Origin of the sequence: Sphingosinithalassobacter sp. CS137 (assembly GCF_014334115.1) — a bacterium.
Taxonomy (GTDB): domain Bacteria; phylum Pseudomonadota; class Alphaproteobacteria; order Sphingomonadales; family Sphingomonadaceae; genus Sphingomonas.
In genome coordinates, this window is sequence record NZ_CP060494.1 from 1404502 (window position 1) to 1422915 (window position 18414).

Below are 18414 nucleotides of genomic sequence, written 5' to 3' on the forward strand. Positions count from 1 at the left end.
GATCAGCGCCGGCCACTGCCGAACTTGCGCTGGACCTTGCCATAGCGCGTCTTGCGGGTGCCCGGCTTTCCTTCGTTGGAACGACCCATGACCGGCGCCTTATGCTCGCCGGCGGGCAGCCCGAGTTCCTCATTCTCGAGGCTGCGGATCTGGTCGCGCAATCGGCCCGCCTCCTCAAATTCGAGATTGGCGGCCGCATCGCGCATCTTCTTCTCCAGCTCCTCGATATAGGCGCGCAGATTATGGCCCACCATGTGCGGCCGATCCGCGTCGATCTCGACGGTAACCTGATCCTTGCTGGAGACATGGGCGATGATGTCGCCGATGTTCTTCTTCACCGTTTCCGGCGTGATGCCGTGCTCGGCATTATACGCTTCCTGCTTCTCGCGGCGGCGGCTGGTTTCGCCTAGCGCGCGCTCCATGCTGCCGGTCATCCGGTCGGCATAGAGGATCACCCGCCCCTCGACGTTGCGGGCGGCGCGGCCGATTGTCTGGATCAGCGAGGTCTCCGAACGCAGGAATCCTTCTTTGTCGGCGTCGAGGATCGCCACCAGCCCGCATTCGGGGATGTCGAGCCCCTCGCGCAGCAGGTTGATGCCGATCAGCACGTCATAGACGCCCATCCGCAGGTCGCGGATCAGCTCGATCCGCTCCAGCGTCTCGACGTCCGAGTGCATGTAGCGGACCTTGATGCCGGCTTCGTGCATATATTCGGTGAGGTCTTCGGCCATGCGCTTGGTGAGCGTGGTCACCAGTGTACGATAGCCTTTGGCGGCAGTGGCGCGGCACTCCTGGATCAGGTCCTGGACCTGCTCCTCGACGGGCCGGATTTCCACCGGCGGATCGATCAGCCCGGTGGGCCGGATCACCTGTTCGACGAATACGCCGCCGGTCTGCTCCATTTCCCAGCCGCCGGGCGTCGCCGAGACGCTGACCGTCTGCGGGCGCATCGCATCCCATTCGTTGAACCGCAGCGGGCGATTGTCGATGCAGCTGGGAAGGCGGAAGCCGTGTTCGGCCAGCGTGATCTTGCGGCGGTGGTCGCCGCGCGCCATCGCGCCGATCTGCGGCACGGTCTGATGGCTTTCGTCGACGAACAACAGCGCGTTTTCGGGAAGATATTCGAACAGAGTCGGCGGTGGCTCGCCGGGCAGGCGGCCGGTGAGGAAGCGGCTGTAATTCTCGATTCCCGCGCAGCTTCCGGTTGCGGCGATCATCTCGAGGTCGAAATTCGTGCGCTGCTCCAGCCGCTGCGCCTCGAGCAGCCTGCCCTCGATCTCCAGCTCCTTCAGCCGCTCGGCAAGCTCGTGCTTGATCGCCTCCATCGCTTGCTTGAGCGTCGGACCGGGCGTGACATGGTGCGAATTGGCATAGACGCGGATGTGGTCGAGAGTGGCCACCTTGGCACCAGTGAGCGGATCGAACTCGACGATCTCCTCAATATCGTCGCCGAAGAAAGACACGCGCCAGGCGGTGTCTTCATAATGCGAGGGGAAGATTTCGAGGCTGTCGCCGCGCACGCGGAAGGTGCCGCGCACGAAAGCGGCCTCGTTGCGCTTGTATTGCAGCGCGACGAGCTTGCGGATGATCTCGCGCTGATCGACCACCTGCCCCTTCTTCAAGTCGAAGATCATCGCCGAATAGGTTTCGACCGAGCCAATGCCATAGAGGCAGGACACCGATGCAACGATCAGCACGTCGTCACGCTCGAGCAGCGCGCGCGTCGCCGAATGGCGCATCCGATCGATCGCCTCGTTGATCGAGCTTTCCTTCTCGATATAGGTGTCGGTGCGCGGGACGTACGCCTCCGGCTGGTAATAGTCGTAATAGCTGACGAAATATTCGACCGCATTTTCGGGGAAGAAGCTCTTGAACTCGCCATAGAGCTGCGCGGCGAGGATCTTGTTCGGCGCGAGCACCAGCGCGGGGCGCTGAAGCGCCTCGATCACCTTGGCCATGGTGAAGGTCTTGCCGGAGCCCGTGACGCCCAGCAGCACCTGATCGCGCTCGCCCGCGCGGGCCTGTTCGACCAGCTCCGGGATCGCGGTGCGCTGGTCGCCCGAGGGCTCATAATCGGAGATGAGCTTGAACTTCTTGCCGCCCTCGGCCTTCTCGGGCCGCTGCGGGCGATGCGGAACGAAGCTCTCGCCGGTTTCCGGCTCGTCGAGGGTGGTGCGAATCTGGATTGCCATCGCAGGCGAATATGGGTCCGGCGGCGCCGTACGCAAAGGAGCGTCGCAGCGATATCGGATTGCCTTGCCGCGCCGCAACCGGCAGGGATGCGGCGAAAGAAATACAAGGGGAATTCGGATGCAGCGTTTGATCCTGGTTTCGGCGGCGGCACTCGCGCTCGCGGCGTGCGGCGGAGCGGACAGCACCGAGGAAACCGCCGCCGCCACCGGCGAGGTCTCGGTGACCAATGCCACCGCCGAGCAAGTGGCGGCGCAGGTCCAGGCGGCGCGGACCCGCAGTCCGATGCAGGCCGGCCAATGGGAGCAGCAGCTCGAGATCGTCTCTGTCGAGCTGCCCGGCGTGCCCGAAGGTCCGCAGCGGACGATGGCCGAGCAGATGGCGAACGCCGGCGCGCGTACGGTGAACCGCTGCGTAACCGAGGAAGAGGCCAATCGCGTCAATCTCGACGCGCTGGGCGGCGTCGGGCGCAACTGTTTCTACCATCGGCTGCGCATCGCCGATGGCGAGATCGATGCGCGCTTCACCTGCACCACGCCGGGCGGCGACACGGTGGAAAGCACCATGGACGGAAAGCTGGCCGGAGATGAAATGGACCTGACGATCGATTCGTCGACCGAGCTGGCGAACACCCCCGGATCGATCGACATGAAGCTACGGATCAGCGGCCGGCGGACCGGGGACTGCCCGGCCTGAACGCGTCAGCGCTGGCGGCGGTAGGCGATTCGCCACATGAGCGCGCCGATGAGAGCGGCGACCAGCGCCAGAACGGCGCTCGTCGCCGCCGCGCTCAGCCAGCGATAGAGCCAGGTGCGATTGTCCATCGGCGGCATTTCGAGCAGTCCGAAGCCATAGGTCTGCGCGCCCAGAAAGATCGTCATCGCGGCGACCGCCCCGACCAGCGCGGCATGCCGCATCCGCCGCAATCCGGCGACGTGCATCACGAGCCAGAGCGGCCCGCCGACCGCCGTGATCCCCAGCCCCATGATGACCGTGCCGAGCACCCATGCCGCGGCCAACGCCAGCGGATCGCGCTGGCCGCCCTGCAGCACGAGCAACAAAATCACGATTCCGCCGATCGCGCTCCCTGCGGCCAGCGCAAGCCCCGCACGGTCGATCGATGCCTCATAGCGGCGCGGCATAGCTGGTGCCCGGCTTCCCACTGCGACCCTTCCCCGCAGACGCGATAGCGGGGCCGCCACGCCCGCTCAAGACGGCGATCGGCTGCCGACGCTTCATCGGGGGACTCTCCGCTCGGCGATCGCAGGTGAAGCCGGACACCGGGCGAGTTTCGATGTGGCGCCGATACTACCGAATGGCCTGCCGGCGCTTGATTGCGGACAAGCGGGAAACTACCGGCAGGCGATGCCGAATCTGCCGCAGACCGATGAGGAAGCCGCCGCCGAACTGGCGCGCCTTGCCGCGGAGATCGCGCGGCACAATGCGCTGTATCACGGGCAGGACACGCCGGAGATCAGCGACGCCGCCTTCGACTCGCTGATGCGGCGGAACGCGGACGTCGAAGCCGCCTTCCCGCATCTCGTGCGCACCGATTCGCCTTCGGCGCAGATCGGCGCCGCACCTGCGGGGCATCTCGCCAAGGTGCGCCACGCACGGCCGATGATGAGCCTCGACAATGGCTTTTCCGACGAGGAGGTGCGCGAGTTCATCGGCCGGGTGCGCCGCTTCCTCAGCCTCGATGAGGCGGAGCCGGTCGCGCTCACCGCGGAGCCCAAGATCGACGGCCTCTCCTGCTCGCTGCGCTACGAAGGCGGACGGCTGGTCCGCGCGCTCACCCGCGGCGACGGCGAGACCGGCGAGGATGTGACCGCGAACGTCCGCACCATTGCCGACATTCCCCAGTCGCTCGACACCGCCTTAGACCTCCTCGAAGTGCGCGGCGAAATCTATATGGAGAAAGCGGCGTTCGCGGCGCTGAATGCACGGCTGCGCGACGAGGCGGCAGAGGCAGGCGATCCGGGGAAGGCGCGCCAGTTCGCCAATCCGCGCAATGCCGCCGCCGGTTCGCTGCGCCAGAAGGACGCGGCGGTCACTGCCGCGCGACCGCTGCGCTTCTTCGCACACGGCTGGGGTGAGGTCTCGCAAGCGCCTGCCGACACCCAATATGCAGCGATGCAGGCGATCGCCGCTCTGGGCTTTCCGCTCGCGCCGCTGGTCGCGCGCCACGACGGAGTCGAAGGCGTACTCGAACATTATCGCAGCATCGAGGCGCAGCGCGCCGACCTGCCGTTCGACATCGACGGCGTCGTCTACAAGATCGACCGGCTCGACTGGCAGGCGCGGCTCGGCAACGTCGGCCGCGCGCCGCGCTGGGCGCTGGCGCACAAGTTTCCCGCCGAACAGGCGCAAACCACGCTCGAACGGATCGACATCCAGGTCGGTCGCACGGGCAAGCTCACCCCGGTAGCACGGCTCGAGCCAGTGACCGTGGGCGGCGTCGTCGTCACCAACGCCACGCTCCACAATGCCGACGAGATCGCCCGGCTGAACGTGTGGCCCGGCGATCGGGTGGTGGTGCAGCGCGCCGGCGACGTGATCCCGCAGATCGTGGAGAACCTCAGCCGCGACGAAACGCGCGGCGCCTGGCCCTTCCCCACCCACTGCCCCGAATGCGGGTCGGCGGCCGAGCGCGAGCCGGGCGAAGTCGACTGGCGCTGCTCGGGCGGGCTCATCTGCCCGGCGCAGCGCGTCGAGCGGCTGCGCCACTTCGTCTCGCGCCACGCGCTCGACATCGAGGGACTCGGCCTGACCCACATCGAGAGCTTCTTCCGCGACGGACTGGTGAAGACGCCGGCCGACATCTTCCGCATCACTCGCGACGCGCTGCTCACGCGCGAGCGCTGGGCCGAGGTTTCGGCCGACAATCTGGTCGCCGCGATCGACGCGCGGCGCGCGCCGCCGCTCGATCGCTTTCTCTTCGCGCTCGGCATCCGGCACGTCGGCGAAATCACCGCGCGCGATCTCGCGCGGCGCTGGACGAGCTGGACGGAGTTCCGCGAGATGATAGGCCGCGCGCTGGCGAAGCGCGCCGAGCTGACGCCAGCGCTCGGCGAAAGCGACGCCAAATATGCAGAGCGCGTGGGCAAGGAGCTGGCAGCGATCGTCGAAACCGCCGGGATCGGGCCAGAAGTCGCGCGCGCGCTGGTCGATTTCTTCGCCGAGCCGCACAACGCCGAGGCAGTCGACGATCTGCTCGAACAGGTCCGGCCCGGCGACGTGGTTCACGAAACGCGCGAGTCTGAGGTCAGCGGCAAGACCCTGGTGTTCACCGGCACGCTGGAGACGCTGAGCCGCGACGAGGCAAAGGCACAGGCCGAGGCGCTGGGTGCGCGCGTGGCGGGATCGGTTTCGGCGAAGACCGACCTGGTAATCGCCGGCCCGGGCGCGGGATCGAAGCTGAACAAGGCGCGCGATCTGGGGATCGCGGTGATCGACGAAGCCGGCTGGGCAGCAATCGTCGCCGCGGCGAAGTGATGCTTTTTTGCAACGCAACAGAACCGCTTTTCCAGCGCGTGAATACTGTCACGTAAGCGACATAATCGGGGGGCATTGGCGCCGGCGGACGGTGCAAAGCACCGCGGATACAATTGCAGCCGCACCGAAAGGAAGACCATGCGCACCAAGCTTTTCGCTGGCGTGGCGTTCGCCGCGCTCTTCACTCCCGCCGCCGCATTCGCGCAGTCGGCGGGCTCCATCGAATTCGGCGGCGATGACATCGTCGTTTCGGGCGTCCGCGCGACCGACGTCGGCGGCATCGACGTTCCGACCGAGCCCAAGGCGAAGGTCGAGATCGAGCGCGAGCTGATCCTGCGCCAGCGCCCCGGCCAGACGATCAACGACACGATCAACCTGGTGCCCGGCGTCAACTTCCAGAACAACGATCCCTGGGGCTCGCAGGGCGGCACCTTCACCATCCGCGGCTTCGACGGCGGCCGCGTCTCGCAGACGATCGACGGCATCCCGCTGAACGATTCGGGCGGCTATGCGCTGTACACCAACCAGCAGCAGGACCCCGAGACGCTCGCCTCGGTGAACGTCAACCTCGGCTCGACCGACGTCGACAGCCCCACCGCCTCGGCCGTCGGCGGCACCGTCAACATCCGCACCCGCGTCCCCGGTGACGAGCTGGGCGCCATGGTCGCCGCGACCTACGGCAACATCCTGGCCGAAGGCTCGGGCGATCGTCCGTTCAACCGCATTTTCGGCATGATCGACACCGGCGATCTGACGGGCATGGGCACCAAGGCGTTCTTCTCGGCCTCCTATGCGCATGCGGAAAGCGCCTTCAACAACTATGGCGTGACCGAAAAGCAGCAGTACAACGGCCGTATCTATCAGGAACTGGGCGCCAACGGCGACTATATCTCGGTTGCGGGCCACTATAACGAGAACCGCAACAACTTCTTCGGTTCGAACTTCCGCCTGTCGGGTTTCCCGACCGAAGGCGAAGGCCGCTTCTACGACATCAACTATCCGTGCCAGATCGACGCGCCGCAGACCGGCGTCGCCGACTCGACGAACAGCTGCGGCACCGAATTCGACCGTCGCTACAACCCTTCGAACACCGGCAACATCCGCGGTTCGTCGCGCTTCACTCTGTCGGACGGCCTGATCCTGACGGTCGAGCCGAGCTTCCAATATGTGAAGGCGAATGGCGGCGGCGTCACCTCGGCGCGCGAAGGCGGTTACACCGTCGGCGGCGAGACGCTCTATGGCTACATCGGCAACCGCTACTACTTCGGCCGTGACCTGAACGGCGACGGCGACGTGCTCGATACCGGCACCAGCTCGTCGGCGGGCGTGCTGCTCACCAACCCGAGCCAGACCCAGACGCGCCGCTATGGTGTGATCGCCGGCCTGTCCTATGAGCTGAACGCCGACAATCGGGTTCGCGTGATCTACACCTTCGATCGCGCCAAGCATCGCCAGACGGGCCAGCTGGGCTTCGTCGCCCGGAATGGCGAACCCTTTGACGTTTTCCCGGTCAACGATCCGGTGCTCGACGCGAACGGCGAAGCGGTCCAGAAGCGCAACCGCCTGTCCTACGCCACGCTGCACCAGGTGGCCGCCGACTATCGCGGCAACTTCTTCGACGACGCGCTGACGGTCCGCCTCGGCCTGCGCGCGCCGTTCTTCTCGCGCGATCTGACCAACTATTGCTTCACCACCTCGTCGGAGGGCTTCGTCGACTGCGTCAGCAGCGGTTCGGAAGCGGCCTATGCCGCGGCCAACCCGAACTATGCGCCGCCGCAGAGCCGCTACTTCGAATATGACAAGCTGCTGCCGAACGTCGGCTTCACCTACAACTTCACTCCGGCGGCCTCGGTCTTCGGCAGCTACTCGCAGGGTCTCGGCGTCCCCGGCACCGACCAGCTCTACGACAGCTTCTACTTCCCCGACGGCACGGCCGATGCGCGTCCGGACCCGGAGACGACCGACAACTTCGACCTTGGCGTGCGCTATCAGACCGGCCGCGTCCAGGCGCAGCTCGTCGGCTGGTTCACGCGTTTCGACAACCGTATCTCGACCACCTATGACCCGGTGCTGGACCAGACGTTCACCAGCAACCTCGGCCCGGTCGAGAAGTACGGCGTCGACGCCAACATCGCCTTCCGTCCGGTTCCGTCGCTCCTGCTCTATGTGTTCGGTTCGTACCTGCACTCGGAGATCAAGGAAGACGTGCCGACCGACGGTGGGGTCCTCGAGACCGCCGGGAAGTTCGAAAGCGACACGCCCGAATATTCGTTTGGCGGCCGCGTCCAGGGCACCTTCGGCGATCTCGACATCGGCGCGCAGGTGAAGCACACCGGCCCGCGCTGGGTGAACGACATCAACACCGTGCAGATCGACGGCTACACGCTGGTCGACCTCGACGTGCGCTACTCGCTGGCGTCGGCGGGTCTGGAGCAGACCTACCTCCAGCTGAACGTCAACAACCTGTTCGACGAGCTGTACATCGGCAGCATCAACTCCGATCTGACGCAGACGAACCCGTTCGTGAACATCGGTTCGCCGCGTTCGATCAGCGCGTCGCTGATCGTCGGCTTCTAAGCCGCCGCATCTTCGGACGAACGAACGGCCGCCGCTCCAGCAATGGGGCGGCGGCTTTCGTTTGCCGTCCTGATTCGAACCGGTGTGGCGATCCGCTCTTGCCCATAGCGACGAATTCGGGCTCTATGGCAGACGAATGATAACCGGAGCGGTCACAGGCACCGGACGGATGAGGATGGAGCCGGGAAGGCAGGCGCGAACGCTCGCGCGGCCCAGGCTCAGCGAGGCACCCTAGAGGTGCGGCTGCACCTGGCCGCCGCTCAGCACGAGCGGCGGCCATTTTCGTGGCGGAACAGCGCCGGCGCTCCGCCGGTTTTGCGGTGTTCGACAGCGATGATACAACGACCGCCCGTTCCGCCGCGCCAGCAAAGACCCATCCCCCGCGCATGAAGCTCGCCATCTTTTCCCGACCCTTCTTCGAACAGAAGAGCCGCGCCTTCTGGGTGCTGCAGGCGGCCGGCTGGTCGGGCTATCTGCTGCTGCGCATCGTGTCGAACATCTCGAACACCTCGCTTTCGATCGAAGGCGTGATCCGCGTGCTGATCGAATCGATCATCGGCTATTGCCTCACGCTGCTGCTCTCGACGCTCTACGGATGGTTCCGCCGGCTGCCGCGGATCACCGGAATCCTGCTCACCATCGCCACGCTGCTGATGGCGACGATCATCTATGCCGTGCTCAATGCCTTCACCATTTCGGTGATCCGCGACGCGCTGCCGGGCATTTCGCTGAACCTGATCCTCGGTAACATGTTCCTCAATTTCACGGTGCTGGCGGGCTGGTCGGCACTCTATTTCGCGATCAACTTCTACCTGATCGTCGAGGAGCAGATCGATCAGCTCCAGGTGCTCGAGAGCCAGGCATCGACCGCGCAGCTGGCGATGCTGCGCTACCAGCTCAATCCGCACTTCCTCTTCAACACGCTCAATTCGATCTCCACATTGGTTCTGCTCAAACAGACCGAGCGGGCCAATGTGATGCTCTCGCGCCTGTCCTCCTTCCTGCGCTACACGCTGGCGAACGAGCCCACCGCGCATGTGACGCTTTCGCAGGAGGTGGAGACGCTGAAGCTCTATCTCGAGATCGAGAAGATGCGCTTCGACGAGCGGTTGCGGCCGCATTTCGAGATCGACCCGCGCACCGTGAAGGCGCGGCTGCCCTCGCTGCTGCTCCAGCCGCTGGTCGAGAATGCGATCAAATATGCAGTCACGCCCAAGGAGGAAGGCGCCGACATCACCGTGACGACGCGACTCGCCGGAGAACGCGTTCATATCACCGTATCCGACACCGGCCCGGGATTGATCGAGCCGCGTTTGCGGCCGACGCTGTCGACCGGAGTGGGGCTTGCGAACATCCGCGAACGGCTGGCGCAGGCATTCGGACCGGACCACCGGTTCGAAACCCGATCGAACCCGGGAGGCGGCTTCCGCGTTGAGATCGAGATCCCGTTCCAGTTCGAGGAACCTACACGAGAGGCAGCATGACCATCCGAACCATCCTCGTCGACGACGAGCCGCTCGCCATCCAGGGGCTGGAGCTGCGGCTGCAGGCCCATGAGGATGTCGAGATCGTCGACACCTGCGTGAACGGCCGCGAGGCGATTCGCTCGATCAAGACCCACAAGCCCGATCTGGTCTTCCTCGACATCCAGATGCCGGGCTTCGACGGGTTTTCCGTGGTCCAGGGGCTGATGGAAGTCGAGCCGCCGCTGTTCGTCTTCGTCACTGCCTATTCGGACCATGCGATCCGCGCGTTCGAAGCGCAGGCGATGGACTATCTGATGAAGCCGGTCGAGGAATCGCGGCTTGCCGACACGCTCCAGCGCGTTCGCCAGCGGCTTTCCGAGCGGCGCGGCGTCGAGGAGATCGAGAAGCTGAAGGGCGTGCTCGCCGAAGTGGCGCCCGAAGCCGCCGAGACGCTGGGCGAAGGCGGCGACGGCATGGCCGCCAACCGGTTCGAAAAGCTCATCAATATCAAGGATCGCGGCCAGATCTTCCGCGTCGACGTCGACACGATCGAGCGGATCGACGCCGCCGGCGACTATATGTGCATCTACACCGGCGACAACACGCTGATCCTGCGCGAAACGATGAAGGATCTCGAGAAGCGGCTCGACCCGCGCCGGTTTCAGCGCGTCCACCGCTCGACGATCGTCAACCTCGACCTCGTTCGCCAGGTGAAGCCGCACACCAACGGCGAGTGCTTCCTGGTGCTCGATTCGGGCGCGCAGGTGAAGGTGAGCCGCAGCTATCGCGACGTGGTGGCGCGCTTCGTTCACTGATCGTCCGGTGACGCTAGGCGGAGTGCCGTGGCACCCGGCCGGGCGCTCGTGACGGGCTGCGCGAAAGCCCGTCCCGCGCGCGGCGATCACCAGTACCCGTAGGACTGCGGAGCCGCCCGCGGCGATTTTGCCCATTCTATAATGGGCTTAATGCGCACAACGTCCGTCTCGACCGTTCCTCCCGCACGGCGCCGCAAGGGCTTTGTTGTCCTCCAGGCGGTGCTGCTCGCGCTTGCGGGAGGCCTGGCCTTTCTCCCGCCCGCCCAAGGCCGCATCCTGATCGTTCCTCTCGGCACGGCGGACGCCAGCAGGGTCGCCGCCTGGGCGAGCGCCGGCGGCGCCAAGCCGGTCGATTCCGGCCCGTTCGCCGGCAGCCTGATCGTCGAGGGCGCGCGCGCCGCGCTGCTCCCCGGCGCGCTTCGCCACGGCGCGCTGCTCCTCAACACCAATCTGCCCGGCTGTTCGGGCTCATCAGAGAAACCGGCATGACCAACGCACTTTCGCTCGACCATCTGCGCCTGCTCGGCATGCGGACGATCGCGGCCATCATGGTCGCGCTTGCGCTCGCGACTGCCGCCGGATCCGCCAGCAGCGGATTCGCGCAAGGGGCGCTGCCCGTGATCCTGGCGTTCGTGCTGCCGATCTACCCCGTTCTGCTGGCGCTGCGCGGCGCGTTCGACGCGAACGCGCGGCTGATCGCGACGATGACCATCGTCTCCCAGCCGGCGCTGATGCTCTACGTCTTCGAAGGTGCGGCGTGGCAGGTGGACCTGCACATGATCTTCTTCGCCGCGCTGGCGGTGACCGCGCTGCTGTGCGACTGGCGCGCGCTGGTGGGCGGCGCGGCGGTCGTGGCGGTGCACCATCTGCTGCTCGGCATGCTCGTGCCCGAATGGGTATTCCTGGGCGGTGGCGGCATCGGCCGCATCCTGCTCCACGCGGTGGTGCTGATCGTCGAGACGGGCGCGCTCGTCCTGCTCGCGCAGAGCATCGTGGGTCTGCTCGCCAAGGTGTCGCAGGAAGCCGATGCGCGAATCGCAGCGGATGCGGCTGCGCAGGCCGAACGCGCCGAACGCGCCGCCGAACTCGAGCGGGTGGTGGCAAGCGTGAGCGGCAGCCTGGAGGCGATGGCGCGCGGCGATCTGACGCGCGAGATCCGCGAGAGCTTCCCCGCAGCCTATGCCGCGCTCAAGGCGAATTGCAACGCTACCGCCCAGTCGCTGCGCCAGCTGATCGGCAGCGTCGGCGAAGGCGCACGGCAGATCGGCACCGGATCGACCGAGATCGCCAATGCCGCCGAGCAGCAGGCGCGCCGCATCGAGCGCACCGCTGCGAATCTTGAGGAGACTTCGGTCGCGGTGGCAAGCATCGACGAGCGACTGCAGGCGCTGGCGCAGACCGCAGAAGGATCGCTCGCCTGCGCCGACGCGGCGACGGGCAGCGTCGAGAGCGGCCGCGCGAGGGCGCTTCATGCCGTCGAGACGATGGGCCGGGTGCGCCAGAGCGCCGAGGGTATCGACGATGTGATCGAGGGGCTCGACAAGATCGCTTTCCAGACGCGCGTTCTGGCGATGAACGCCGCGGTTGAGGCGGGCCGAGCAGGCGAAGCGGGCCGCGGGTTCGCCGTCGTCGCCGATCTGGTTTCGGCGCTGGCGATGCGCGCCGAGGAAGAGGCCAAGCGCGCGCGCGAGCAGCTGACCGTGACGCAGGACGAAGTCGCCGGAGCGGTCGGCGCCGTCGAGGAAGTCGATAGCGCGCTGACCGCGATCGCCGAGACCGTGGAGAAGGTGCATGCGCTGCTGAGCACGACTGCCGGCGAGAATCAGGCGCAGGCGCAGGCGATCCGCGAAATCCGTTCGGCGATCGGCGAGATGGAGATCGGCGCCCAGCAGGACGCCGCGATGGTCGAGCAGACCTCTGCCGCTGCGCGGGAGCTGCTGAGCCAGGTGCAGGCGCTGACCGAAAGCACCGCACAGTTTAGCGTCGAGGAGGCGCGGATCGAGCGGCAATGGACCGGGAGCGCCAGCCTTCACTGAGTCACGTGGCCGGCGACGTATCGAATATCGATAAATCGCTTGGCAGCGGCATCGAGGTGATGTATATCGTTTTTCGATAATGTTCTTATCGAGGAGCGATACCATGATATCTCAAGGGGTGACTGACGACTGGATACTGAAAGCCGCGCGAGTGGTGATCCGCATCCTGCAAGTGGTGGTGGGCTTCGCCGCGCTCATGATCGCAGTGGCGACGGTGGTCGTCAGCTTCGATCCAAGTTGGCTGCTCAAGGAACTGGGCGCGTCGGCCGGCATCGATGTCGCCCGCTTTCGGTGGCTGGTGGTCGCCGGGCTGCTGGGCGGCGCGGTGCTGCTCGGCCTGTTCGTGCTGTTCCTCCAGTCGCTGCACCGGATCATCGCGACGGTCGGGCGCGGCGACCCCTTCACGCCGGACAATGCCCGGCGGCTGCGCGAAATGGCGTGGCTGCTGCTGGCGATGCAGCTCGGCGCCTTTGCGCTGGAACTCTATTCCGACTGGATCGGCCGGTTCGTCGAATATGTGACCTTCGACGAAGGGCTCTCGATCACCGCACTGCTCGGCGTGCTCGTCCTCTTCATCCTTGCCCGCGTGTTTCAGCACGGCGCCGCCCTGCGCTCCGATCTGGAAGGAACCGTCTGATGCCGATCATCGTGCGCCTGGACGAGCTGCTGCACGAGCGGCGGATGACTTTGTCCGAACTTTCCGACCGCGTGGGCATCACGCTGGCCAACCTGTCGATCCTCAAGACCGGCAAGGCCAAGGCGATGCGCTTCTCCACTCTGGAGGCGATCTGCGCCGAGCTGGGATGCAAGCCGGGCGACCTGCTCGATTTCGAACCGGAGGAGCAGTGATGCGTATCCGGATCGACCTGCGGCTTCCGCCCGAACTGCTGCTGTGCACCGTGGTCGCGCTGGCCGCGATCCTCGCCTGGCCTGGCTGACCGCAGCCCCTCAGTCCGCCGCCGGCGCGTCCCCATCGGATGCGTCGGCGTCGTTTCCGCTTTGGTACCACGCCTCGACCGGGCCAGTGAGCTTGATCGTGAGCGGCTGGCCCTTGCGATCGACCTTCTTGCCCAGCTGAACGCGGATCCAGCCTTCGGAAATGCAATATTCCTCGACGTCCTTGCGCTCGACATCCTTGAAACGGATGCCGATGCCGCGCTCCAGCGCCGCCTGATCGAAATGGGGACTGCGCGGATTGACCGAGAGCCGGTCGGGGGGTGTATCGCTCATGGCCGCGCTCCTGCCGCAAGCCGCGAAGGAATTCCAGCCCCGTCGCCGATCGCCGATGCTAGAAGGGTGCGGGCGGAGGAGGAAAGAAGCGATGCGACACTGGCTGATGAAATCCGAGCCCGAGGAATATGGCTGGAACGATCTGATCCGCGACGGCGCGACCGAGTGGACCGGCGTGCGAAATCATGCCGCCGCCAATCACCTGCGGAAGATGGCGGTGGGCGATCGGGCGTTCTTCTATCATTCGGGCAAGGAACGCGGAGTCGTCGGCGTGATGGAAGTCAGCCGCGCGGCGCGCAAGGACGGCGCGGAGGGAAACTGGGTATCGGTGGAAGTGAGGACGCTCGAGCCCCTGCCCCGGCTGGTCACGCTTTCCGAGTTCAAGGCCGAACCCCGGCTAGCCGACATGGCGATCCTGCGCCAGTCGCGCCTCTCGGTGGCGCCGGTCAGCGCGGACGAATGGGACGTGATCCTGAAGCTGGCCCGCGACTGACCGGCGGGCGCGGCGGCAACGAAAAACGCCGCCCCGGAGGGTCCGGAGCGGCGTGTTCCTTGTGCCGAGCTCAGGCCGCGTGCTTGGCGCGGCTGGCGCGCTTGCGCTCGTGCGGATCGAGGTGGCGCTTGCGCAGGCGGATCGTCTTGGGCGTGACTTCGACCATCTCGTCGTCGTCGATATAGGCGATAGCCTGTTCGAGCGTCATCTTCTTGGGCGGGGTGAGGCGGATCGCATCGTCCTTGCCCGAAGAGCGGATGTTGGTCAGCTGCTTCGCCTTCATCGGATTGACCTCGAGGTCTTCCGTCTTGGCGTTCTCGCCGATGATCATGCCCTCGTAGAGCGCCTCGCCATGGCCGACGAACAGGATGCCGCGATCCTCGAGCGAGTTGAGCGAATAGGCGTTCGCCTCGCCTGTGCCATTGGAGATCAGCACGCCGTTCTTGCGACCTTCGATCGTGCCCTTGTACGGCCCGTACTTCTCGAACAGCCGGTTCATGATGCCGGTGCCGCGCGTATCCGACAGGAACTCGCCGTGATAGCCGATCAGGCCGCGCGAGGGGGCCGAGAAGGTGATGCGCGTCTTGCCGCCGCCCGACGGGCGCATGTCGGTCATCTCGGCCTTGCGCAGATTCATCTTCTCGACGACCGTGCCCGAATGTTCGTCGTCGACGTCGATGACGACCGTTTCATACGGCTCCTCGCGGCCGTTCTCGCCTTCGCGGAACAGCACGCGCGGACGGCTGATGCCGAGTTCGAAGCCCTCGCGGCGCATCGTTTCGATCAGCACGCCGAGCTGAAGCTCGCCGCGGCCGGCGACTTCGAAACTGTCCTTGTCGGCGGCCTCGGTCACCTTGATCGCGACGTTCGATTCGGCTTCGCGCAGCAGGCGGTCGCGGATCATGCGCGAGGTGACCTTGCTGCCCTCGCGCCCGGCCATCGGCGAGTCGTTGACGGCGAAGCGCATCGACAGCGTCGGCGGATCGATCGGCTGCGCCTGGATCGGCTCGCTGACGGACACGTCGGCGATGGTGTTGGCGACCGTCGCGATTTCGAGGCCGGCCATCGAAATGATGTCGCCTGCCCGCGCCTCTTCGACCGGAACGCGCTCGAGCCCCTGGAAGCTCATCAGCTTGGACGCGCGGCCGGTTTCGATGATCTTGCCGTCCATGTCCATCGCGTGGATCGGCTGGTTCACCTTGACCACGCCCGACTGGACGCGGCCGGTGAGAATGCGGCCGAGGAAATTGTCGCGATCGAGCAGCGTCACCAGGAAAGTGAAGGGCGCGTCCTGGTCGAGCGCCGGCGGCGGGACATGCTCGACGATCTTCTCGAACATCGGCGTCAGCGTGCCTTCGCGGATGTCGGGGCTGTTGCCGGCATAGCCGTTGCGGCCCGAGGCGAAGAGCACCGGGAAGTCGAGCTGCTCGTCATTGGCCTCGAGGCTGACGAACAGGTCGAACACCTCGTCGAGCACTTCCTGCGCGCGCGCGTCCGACCGGTCGATCTTGTTGACCACCACGATGGGCCGGAGGCCGAGCGCCAGCGCCTTGCCGGTAACGAACTTGGTCTGCGGCATCGCGCCTTCGGCCGCATCGACCAGCAGGATGACGCCGTCGACCATGCTGAGGATGCGCTCCACCTCGCCGCCGAAATCGGCGTGGCCGGGCGTGTCGACGATGTTGATGCGAGTCTCCTCGCCTGCCGGCGACTTCCACACGATCGAGGTGGGCTTGGCGAGAATCGTGATCCCGCGCTCCTTCTCGAGATCGTTCGAGTCCATTGCGCGCTCTTCGACGCGCTGATTGTCGCGGAAGGTGCCGGACTGGCGGAAGAGCTGGTCGACGAGCGTTGTCTTGCCGTGGTCGACGTGGGCGATGATCGCCACGTTGCGGAGGTTCATGCGTTTTCCCGGGAATGAGGTTCGGGCGCGCGCTTACCCGATTTTGCGCTGCGGCGAAAGGGCACGCACCGCTCGGGTTGCATCACAAGGTGTGATAGTTACATCATACACTTGAAGGTGGCACCGAACCCCGGCATCAGGGGCAGGACAATTTGGAGGCTGGAACGATGGCGACCCAGACGGCGACGGCAGAGCAGGATCTGGTGCTGACCCCGCCCGATCCGGTGGCGCCGGTCACTCCCGAAAAGGCGGCTGGACTGGTCCCGGTCGACGACAGCAAGAAGAGCGAACTGCAAAGCCGCGTCGAAAGCTTCATCGATGATCTGGTGGCGCAGGACGTGAACTCGCCCGAATTCGGCAAGCGAGTCGATGCCATCACGGCGATGGGCCAGAAGGAGATTCGCGAGGCGGCGGGCCAGTCGAACCGCTTCCTCGACCGGCCGGTGCGCGCGATGGACAAGGACGAGGGCGTCGGCACCGATCTCGCCGAGCTGCGCCGCACGATCGAGGACCTCGATCCGGGCAAGCGCGGCAATCTGATGCAGCCCAAGAAGCTGTTCGGCATTCTCCCCTTCGGCAACAAGCTGCGCAATTATTTCGACAGCTACAAAAGCTCGCAGACTCACATCGCGGCGATCCTGAAGCGGCTCCAATCGGGCAAGGACGAGCTGCTGATGGACAATGCGGCGATCGACACCGAGCGCGCGAACCTGTGGAACGCGATGGGGCGGCTCGAGCAGATGATCTATCTCTCCAAGGAGATGGACGCCAAGCTGGAGGACAAGGCCAACGAGCTCGACCACAGCGATCCCGCCAAGGCGAAGGCGATCCGCGAGACCGCGCTGTTCTACGTGCGCCAGCGCACTCAGGACCTGCTGACGCAGATGGCGGTGACGGTGCAGGGCTATCTCGCGCTCGACCTGGTCAAGAAGAACAATGTCGAGCTGGTGAAGGGAGTCGATCGCGCCTCGACCACCACCGTTTCGGCGCTGCGCACCGCCGTGACGGTGGCGCAGGCGCTGACCAACCAGCGGCTGGTGCTCGAACAGATCACTGCGCTGAACACGACGACGGCGAACATCATCGATTCGACCGGCAACCTGCTCAAGAACCAGACGGCGCGAATTCACGAGCAGGCGGCAAGCAGCACCATCCCGCTCGAGACGCTGCAGCGTGCATTCCAGAACATCTACGACACGATGGATTCGATCGATACGTTCAAGCTGAAGGCGCTCGATTCGATGAAGACGACCGTCACGGCGCTGTCGGGCGAAGTCGAGAAGTCGAAGGGCTATATCGCCCGGGCGGAAGGCGCACAGCAGAATGCCCTGAGCGGCCCGGGCGAGACGTTCAAGCTGGAGGCGATGTGACCCGGCAGCGCACAACGCTTCCCCTTCCCTTCGTGTCGAGCGCAGTCGGGACACGATTGCGGAGCGCCTGCGGCACGTCCCTCGACTGCGCTCGGGACGAGCGGCAATCCGAGAGGCATCCAAGGTGACCGACGTCGACCGCGAACTCGCCCGCGCCAATCAGACGCTCGCCCGGCTCGATCGCCGCGTCGGACCGCTCGAACAGCGTGCGCGGCGCCGGCGCGAGGCGGAGATACTCCGCCGCATCGGGCGGATCGCGGCGGCCGACGTGGCGATCATCGTCGCGGCGCTGGGCGTCGGCTGGTTCGTGCCGCTCGGCATGGGAGGCGCGCTGATCGTGATGGCGCTGCTGATCGCGGCCACGCTGGCTCTGGCGATTTTCCCCCTCTCCCCCGAGCCGACCGCCGAGACGCTGGGGCAAGTGCCGTTGAAGGCGCTACCAGCCACGACGGAGGAATGGCTCGTCCGCCAGCGCCCCGCCCTGCCCGCGCCGGCGCGCACGCTGGTCGATTCGATCGGAGTGCGGCTGGAAACGCTGGCACCGCAGCTCGCCACGCTGGACGATCGCGAGCCAGCGGCGGCCGAAGTGCGCAAGCTGATCGGCGAGCAGCTGCCCGAGCTGGTGAAGGGCTATGAACGCGTACCCGAACCGCTGCGCACGGTGGAGCGGAACGGGCGCACGCCCGACCAGCAGCTCGAGGACGGACTGAAGCTGATCGACGAGGAGATCGGGCAGATGTCGCACCAGCTGGCGCAGGGCGACCTCGACCTTCTGGCGACGCGCGGCCGCTATCTCCAGATCCGCTATCGCGAAGACGACGGGATCGGCAGCACCTGAT

16 protein-coding genes are annotated in these 18414 nt (G+C 65.9%); 12 read left to right on the forward strand and 4 right to left on the reverse strand.

Going from position 1 to position 18414, the window contains the following annotated elements; translation table 11 throughout:
- Positions 1 to 2: 2 nt before the first annotated feature.
- Positions 3 to 2192, reverse strand: a complete 2190-nt coding sequence (gene uvrB / locus H7V21_RS06935; RefSeq protein ID WP_188056099.1) for an excinuclease ABC subunit UvrB — start codon at positions 2190 to 2192, stop codon at positions 3 to 5.
- 118 nt (positions 2193 to 2310) lie between these two features.
- On the opposite strand from uvrB, the gene H7V21_RS06940 reads away from it, so the two are divergent.
- Positions 2311 to 2886 (forward strand): DUF3617 domain-containing protein, encoded by a 576-nt coding sequence (locus H7V21_RS06940; protein WP_188056100.1) that lies wholly within the window; start codon positions 2311 to 2313, stop codon positions 2884 to 2886.
- A gap of 5 nt (positions 2887 to 2891) precedes the next feature.
- Here H7V21_RS06940 and H7V21_RS06945 read toward each other — a convergent pair whose 3' ends face one another.
- A complete protein-coding gene (locus tag H7V21_RS06945; RefSeq protein WP_188056101.1) occupies positions 2892 to 3332 on the reverse strand; it encodes a hypothetical protein in 441 nt (146 codons plus the stop codon).
- A gap of 223 nt (positions 3333 to 3555) precedes the next feature.
- On the opposite strand from H7V21_RS06945, the gene ligA reads away from it, so the two are divergent.
- The 8 genes from ligA to H7V21_RS06985 all read left to right on the forward strand — a co-directional run bounded on the left by ligA (position 3556) and on the right by H7V21_RS06985 (position 13428).
- The gene (gene ligA, locus H7V21_RS06950; RefSeq protein WP_188056102.1) at positions 3556 to 5685 is read left to right on the forward strand and encodes an NAD-dependent DNA ligase LigA; all 2130 of its coding nucleotides are present in this window, start codon (positions 3556 to 3558) and stop codon (positions 5683 to 5685) included.
- A gap of 138 nt (positions 5686 to 5823) precedes the next feature.
- On the forward strand, positions 5824 to 8262 hold the full coding sequence (locus H7V21_RS06955) for a TonB-dependent receptor (RefSeq protein ID WP_188056103.1): 2439 nt from the start codon (positions 5824 to 5826) through the stop codon (positions 8260 to 8262).
- A 386-nt stretch (positions 8263 to 8648) separates the two neighbouring features.
- On the forward strand, positions 8649 to 9746 hold the full coding sequence (locus tag H7V21_RS06960) for a sensor histidine kinase (protein ID WP_188056104.1): 1098 nt from the start codon (positions 8649 to 8651) through the stop codon (positions 9744 to 9746).
- A complete protein-coding gene (locus tag H7V21_RS06965; RefSeq protein WP_188056105.1) occupies positions 9743 to 10543 on the forward strand; it encodes a LytR/AlgR family response regulator transcription factor in 801 nt (266 codons plus the stop codon). The genes H7V21_RS06960 and H7V21_RS06965 overlap by 4 nt, the downstream gene beginning before the upstream one ends.
- 150 nt (positions 10544 to 10693) lie before the next feature.
- Positions 10694 to 11032 (forward strand): hypothetical protein, encoded by a 339-nt coding sequence (locus H7V21_RS06970; RefSeq protein WP_188056106.1) that lies wholly within the window; start codon positions 10694 to 10696, stop codon positions 11030 to 11032.
- Positions 11029 to 12579, forward strand: coding sequence for a methyl-accepting chemotaxis protein (locus H7V21_RS06975; RefSeq protein ID WP_262504043.1), 1551 nt, complete (start codon positions 11029 to 11031; stop codon positions 12577 to 12579). The genes H7V21_RS06970 and H7V21_RS06975 overlap by 4 nt, the downstream gene beginning before the upstream one ends.
- Before the next feature lie 103 nt (positions 12580 to 12682).
- On the forward strand, positions 12683 to 13216 hold the full coding sequence (locus tag H7V21_RS06980) for a DUF2975 domain-containing protein (RefSeq protein ID WP_188056107.1): 534 nt from the start codon (positions 12683 to 12685) through the stop codon (positions 13214 to 13216).
- Positions 13216 to 13428 carry a helix-turn-helix domain-containing protein gene (locus H7V21_RS06985; protein WP_188056108.1) on the forward strand — a complete coding sequence of 71 codons (213 nt, stop codon included), beginning with the start codon at positions 13216 to 13218 and terminating at the stop codon, positions 13426 to 13428. The genes H7V21_RS06980 and H7V21_RS06985 overlap by 1 nt, the downstream gene beginning before the upstream one ends.
- Before the next feature lie 99 nt (positions 13429 to 13527).
- On the opposite strand, the gene H7V21_RS06990 is transcribed toward H7V21_RS06985, so the two are convergent.
- Positions 13528 to 13809 (reverse strand): DUF3297 family protein, encoded by a 282-nt coding sequence (locus H7V21_RS06990; protein WP_188056109.1) that lies wholly within the window; start codon positions 13807 to 13809, stop codon positions 13528 to 13530.
- A gap of 91 nt (positions 13810 to 13900) precedes the next feature.
- Between H7V21_RS06990 and H7V21_RS06995 the strand changes: the two genes are divergently transcribed.
- Positions 13901 to 14302 (forward strand): EVE domain-containing protein, encoded by a 402-nt coding sequence (locus H7V21_RS06995; RefSeq protein WP_188056110.1) that lies wholly within the window; start codon positions 13901 to 13903, stop codon positions 14300 to 14302.
- 70 nt (positions 14303 to 14372) lie between these two features.
- On the opposite strand, the gene typA is transcribed toward H7V21_RS06995, so the two are convergent.
- Positions 14373 to 16205, reverse strand: coding sequence for a translational GTPase TypA (typA, locus tag H7V21_RS07000; protein ID WP_188056111.1), 1833 nt, complete (start codon positions 16203 to 16205; stop codon positions 14373 to 14375).
- A 167-nt stretch (positions 16206 to 16372) separates the two neighbouring features.
- Between typA and H7V21_RS07005 the strand changes: the two genes are divergently transcribed.
- Together H7V21_RS07005 and H7V21_RS07010 are read left to right on the forward strand one after the other, a co-directional pair.
- Complete coding sequence (locus tag H7V21_RS07005; RefSeq protein ID WP_188056112.1) at positions 16373 to 17575, forward strand: toxic anion resistance protein; 1203 nt, start codon at positions 16373 to 16375, stop codon at positions 17573 to 17575.
- Between the two features lie 124 nt (positions 17576 to 17699).
- A complete protein-coding gene (locus H7V21_RS07010; protein WP_188056113.1) occupies positions 17700 to 18413 on the forward strand; it encodes a hypothetical protein in 714 nt (237 codons plus the stop codon).
- Position 18414 lies beyond the last annotated feature (1 nt).

Bases quoted from the DNA above. Each gene is read 5' to 3' on its own strand.
- uvrB (WP_188056099.1), bottom strand. From the start codon at position 2,192: ATGGCAATCCAGATTCGCACCACCCTCGACGAGCCGGAAACCGGCGAG.
- H7V21_RS06940 (WP_188056100.1), top strand. From the start codon at position 2,311: ATGCAGCGTTTGATCCTGGTTTCGGCGGCGGCACTCGCGCTCGCGGCG.
- H7V21_RS06945 (WP_188056101.1), bottom strand. From the start codon at position 3,332: ATGCCGCGCCGCTATGAGGCATCGATCGACCGTGCGGGGCTTGCGCTG.
- ligA (WP_188056102.1), top strand. From the start codon at position 3,556: ATGCCGAATCTGCCGCAGACCGATGAGGAAGCCGCCGCCGAACTGGCG.
- H7V21_RS06955 (WP_188056103.1), top strand. From the start codon at position 5,824: ATGCGCACCAAGCTTTTCGCTGGCGTGGCGTTCGCCGCGCTCTTCACT.
- H7V21_RS06960 (WP_188056104.1), top strand. From the start codon at position 8,649: ATGAAGCTCGCCATCTTTTCCCGACCCTTCTTCGAACAGAAGAGCCGC.
- H7V21_RS06965 (WP_188056105.1), top strand. From the start codon at position 9,743: ATGACCATCCGAACCATCCTCGTCGACGACGAGCCGCTCGCCATCCAG.
- H7V21_RS06970 (WP_188056106.1), top strand. From the start codon at position 10,694: ATGCGCACAACGTCCGTCTCGACCGTTCCTCCCGCACGGCGCCGCAAG.
- H7V21_RS06975 (WP_262504043.1), top strand. From the start codon at position 11,029: ATGACCAACGCACTTTCGCTCGACCATCTGCGCCTGCTCGGCATGCGG.
- H7V21_RS06980 (WP_188056107.1), top strand. From the start codon at position 12,683: ATGATATCTCAAGGGGTGACTGACGACTGGATACTGAAAGCCGCGCGA.
- H7V21_RS06985 (WP_188056108.1), top strand. From the start codon at position 13,216: ATGCCGATCATCGTGCGCCTGGACGAGCTGCTGCACGAGCGGCGGATG.
- H7V21_RS06990 (WP_188056109.1), bottom strand. From the start codon at position 13,809: ATGAGCGATACACCCCCCGACCGGCTCTCGGTCAATCCGCGCAGTCCC.
- H7V21_RS06995 (WP_188056110.1), top strand. From the start codon at position 13,901: ATGCGACACTGGCTGATGAAATCCGAGCCCGAGGAATATGGCTGGAAC.
- typA (WP_188056111.1), bottom strand. From the start codon at position 16,205: ATGAACCTCCGCAACGTGGCGATCATCGCCCACGTCGACCACGGCAAG.
- H7V21_RS07005 (WP_188056112.1), top strand. From the start codon at position 16,373: ATGGCGACCCAGACGGCGACGGCAGAGCAGGATCTGGTGCTGACCCCG.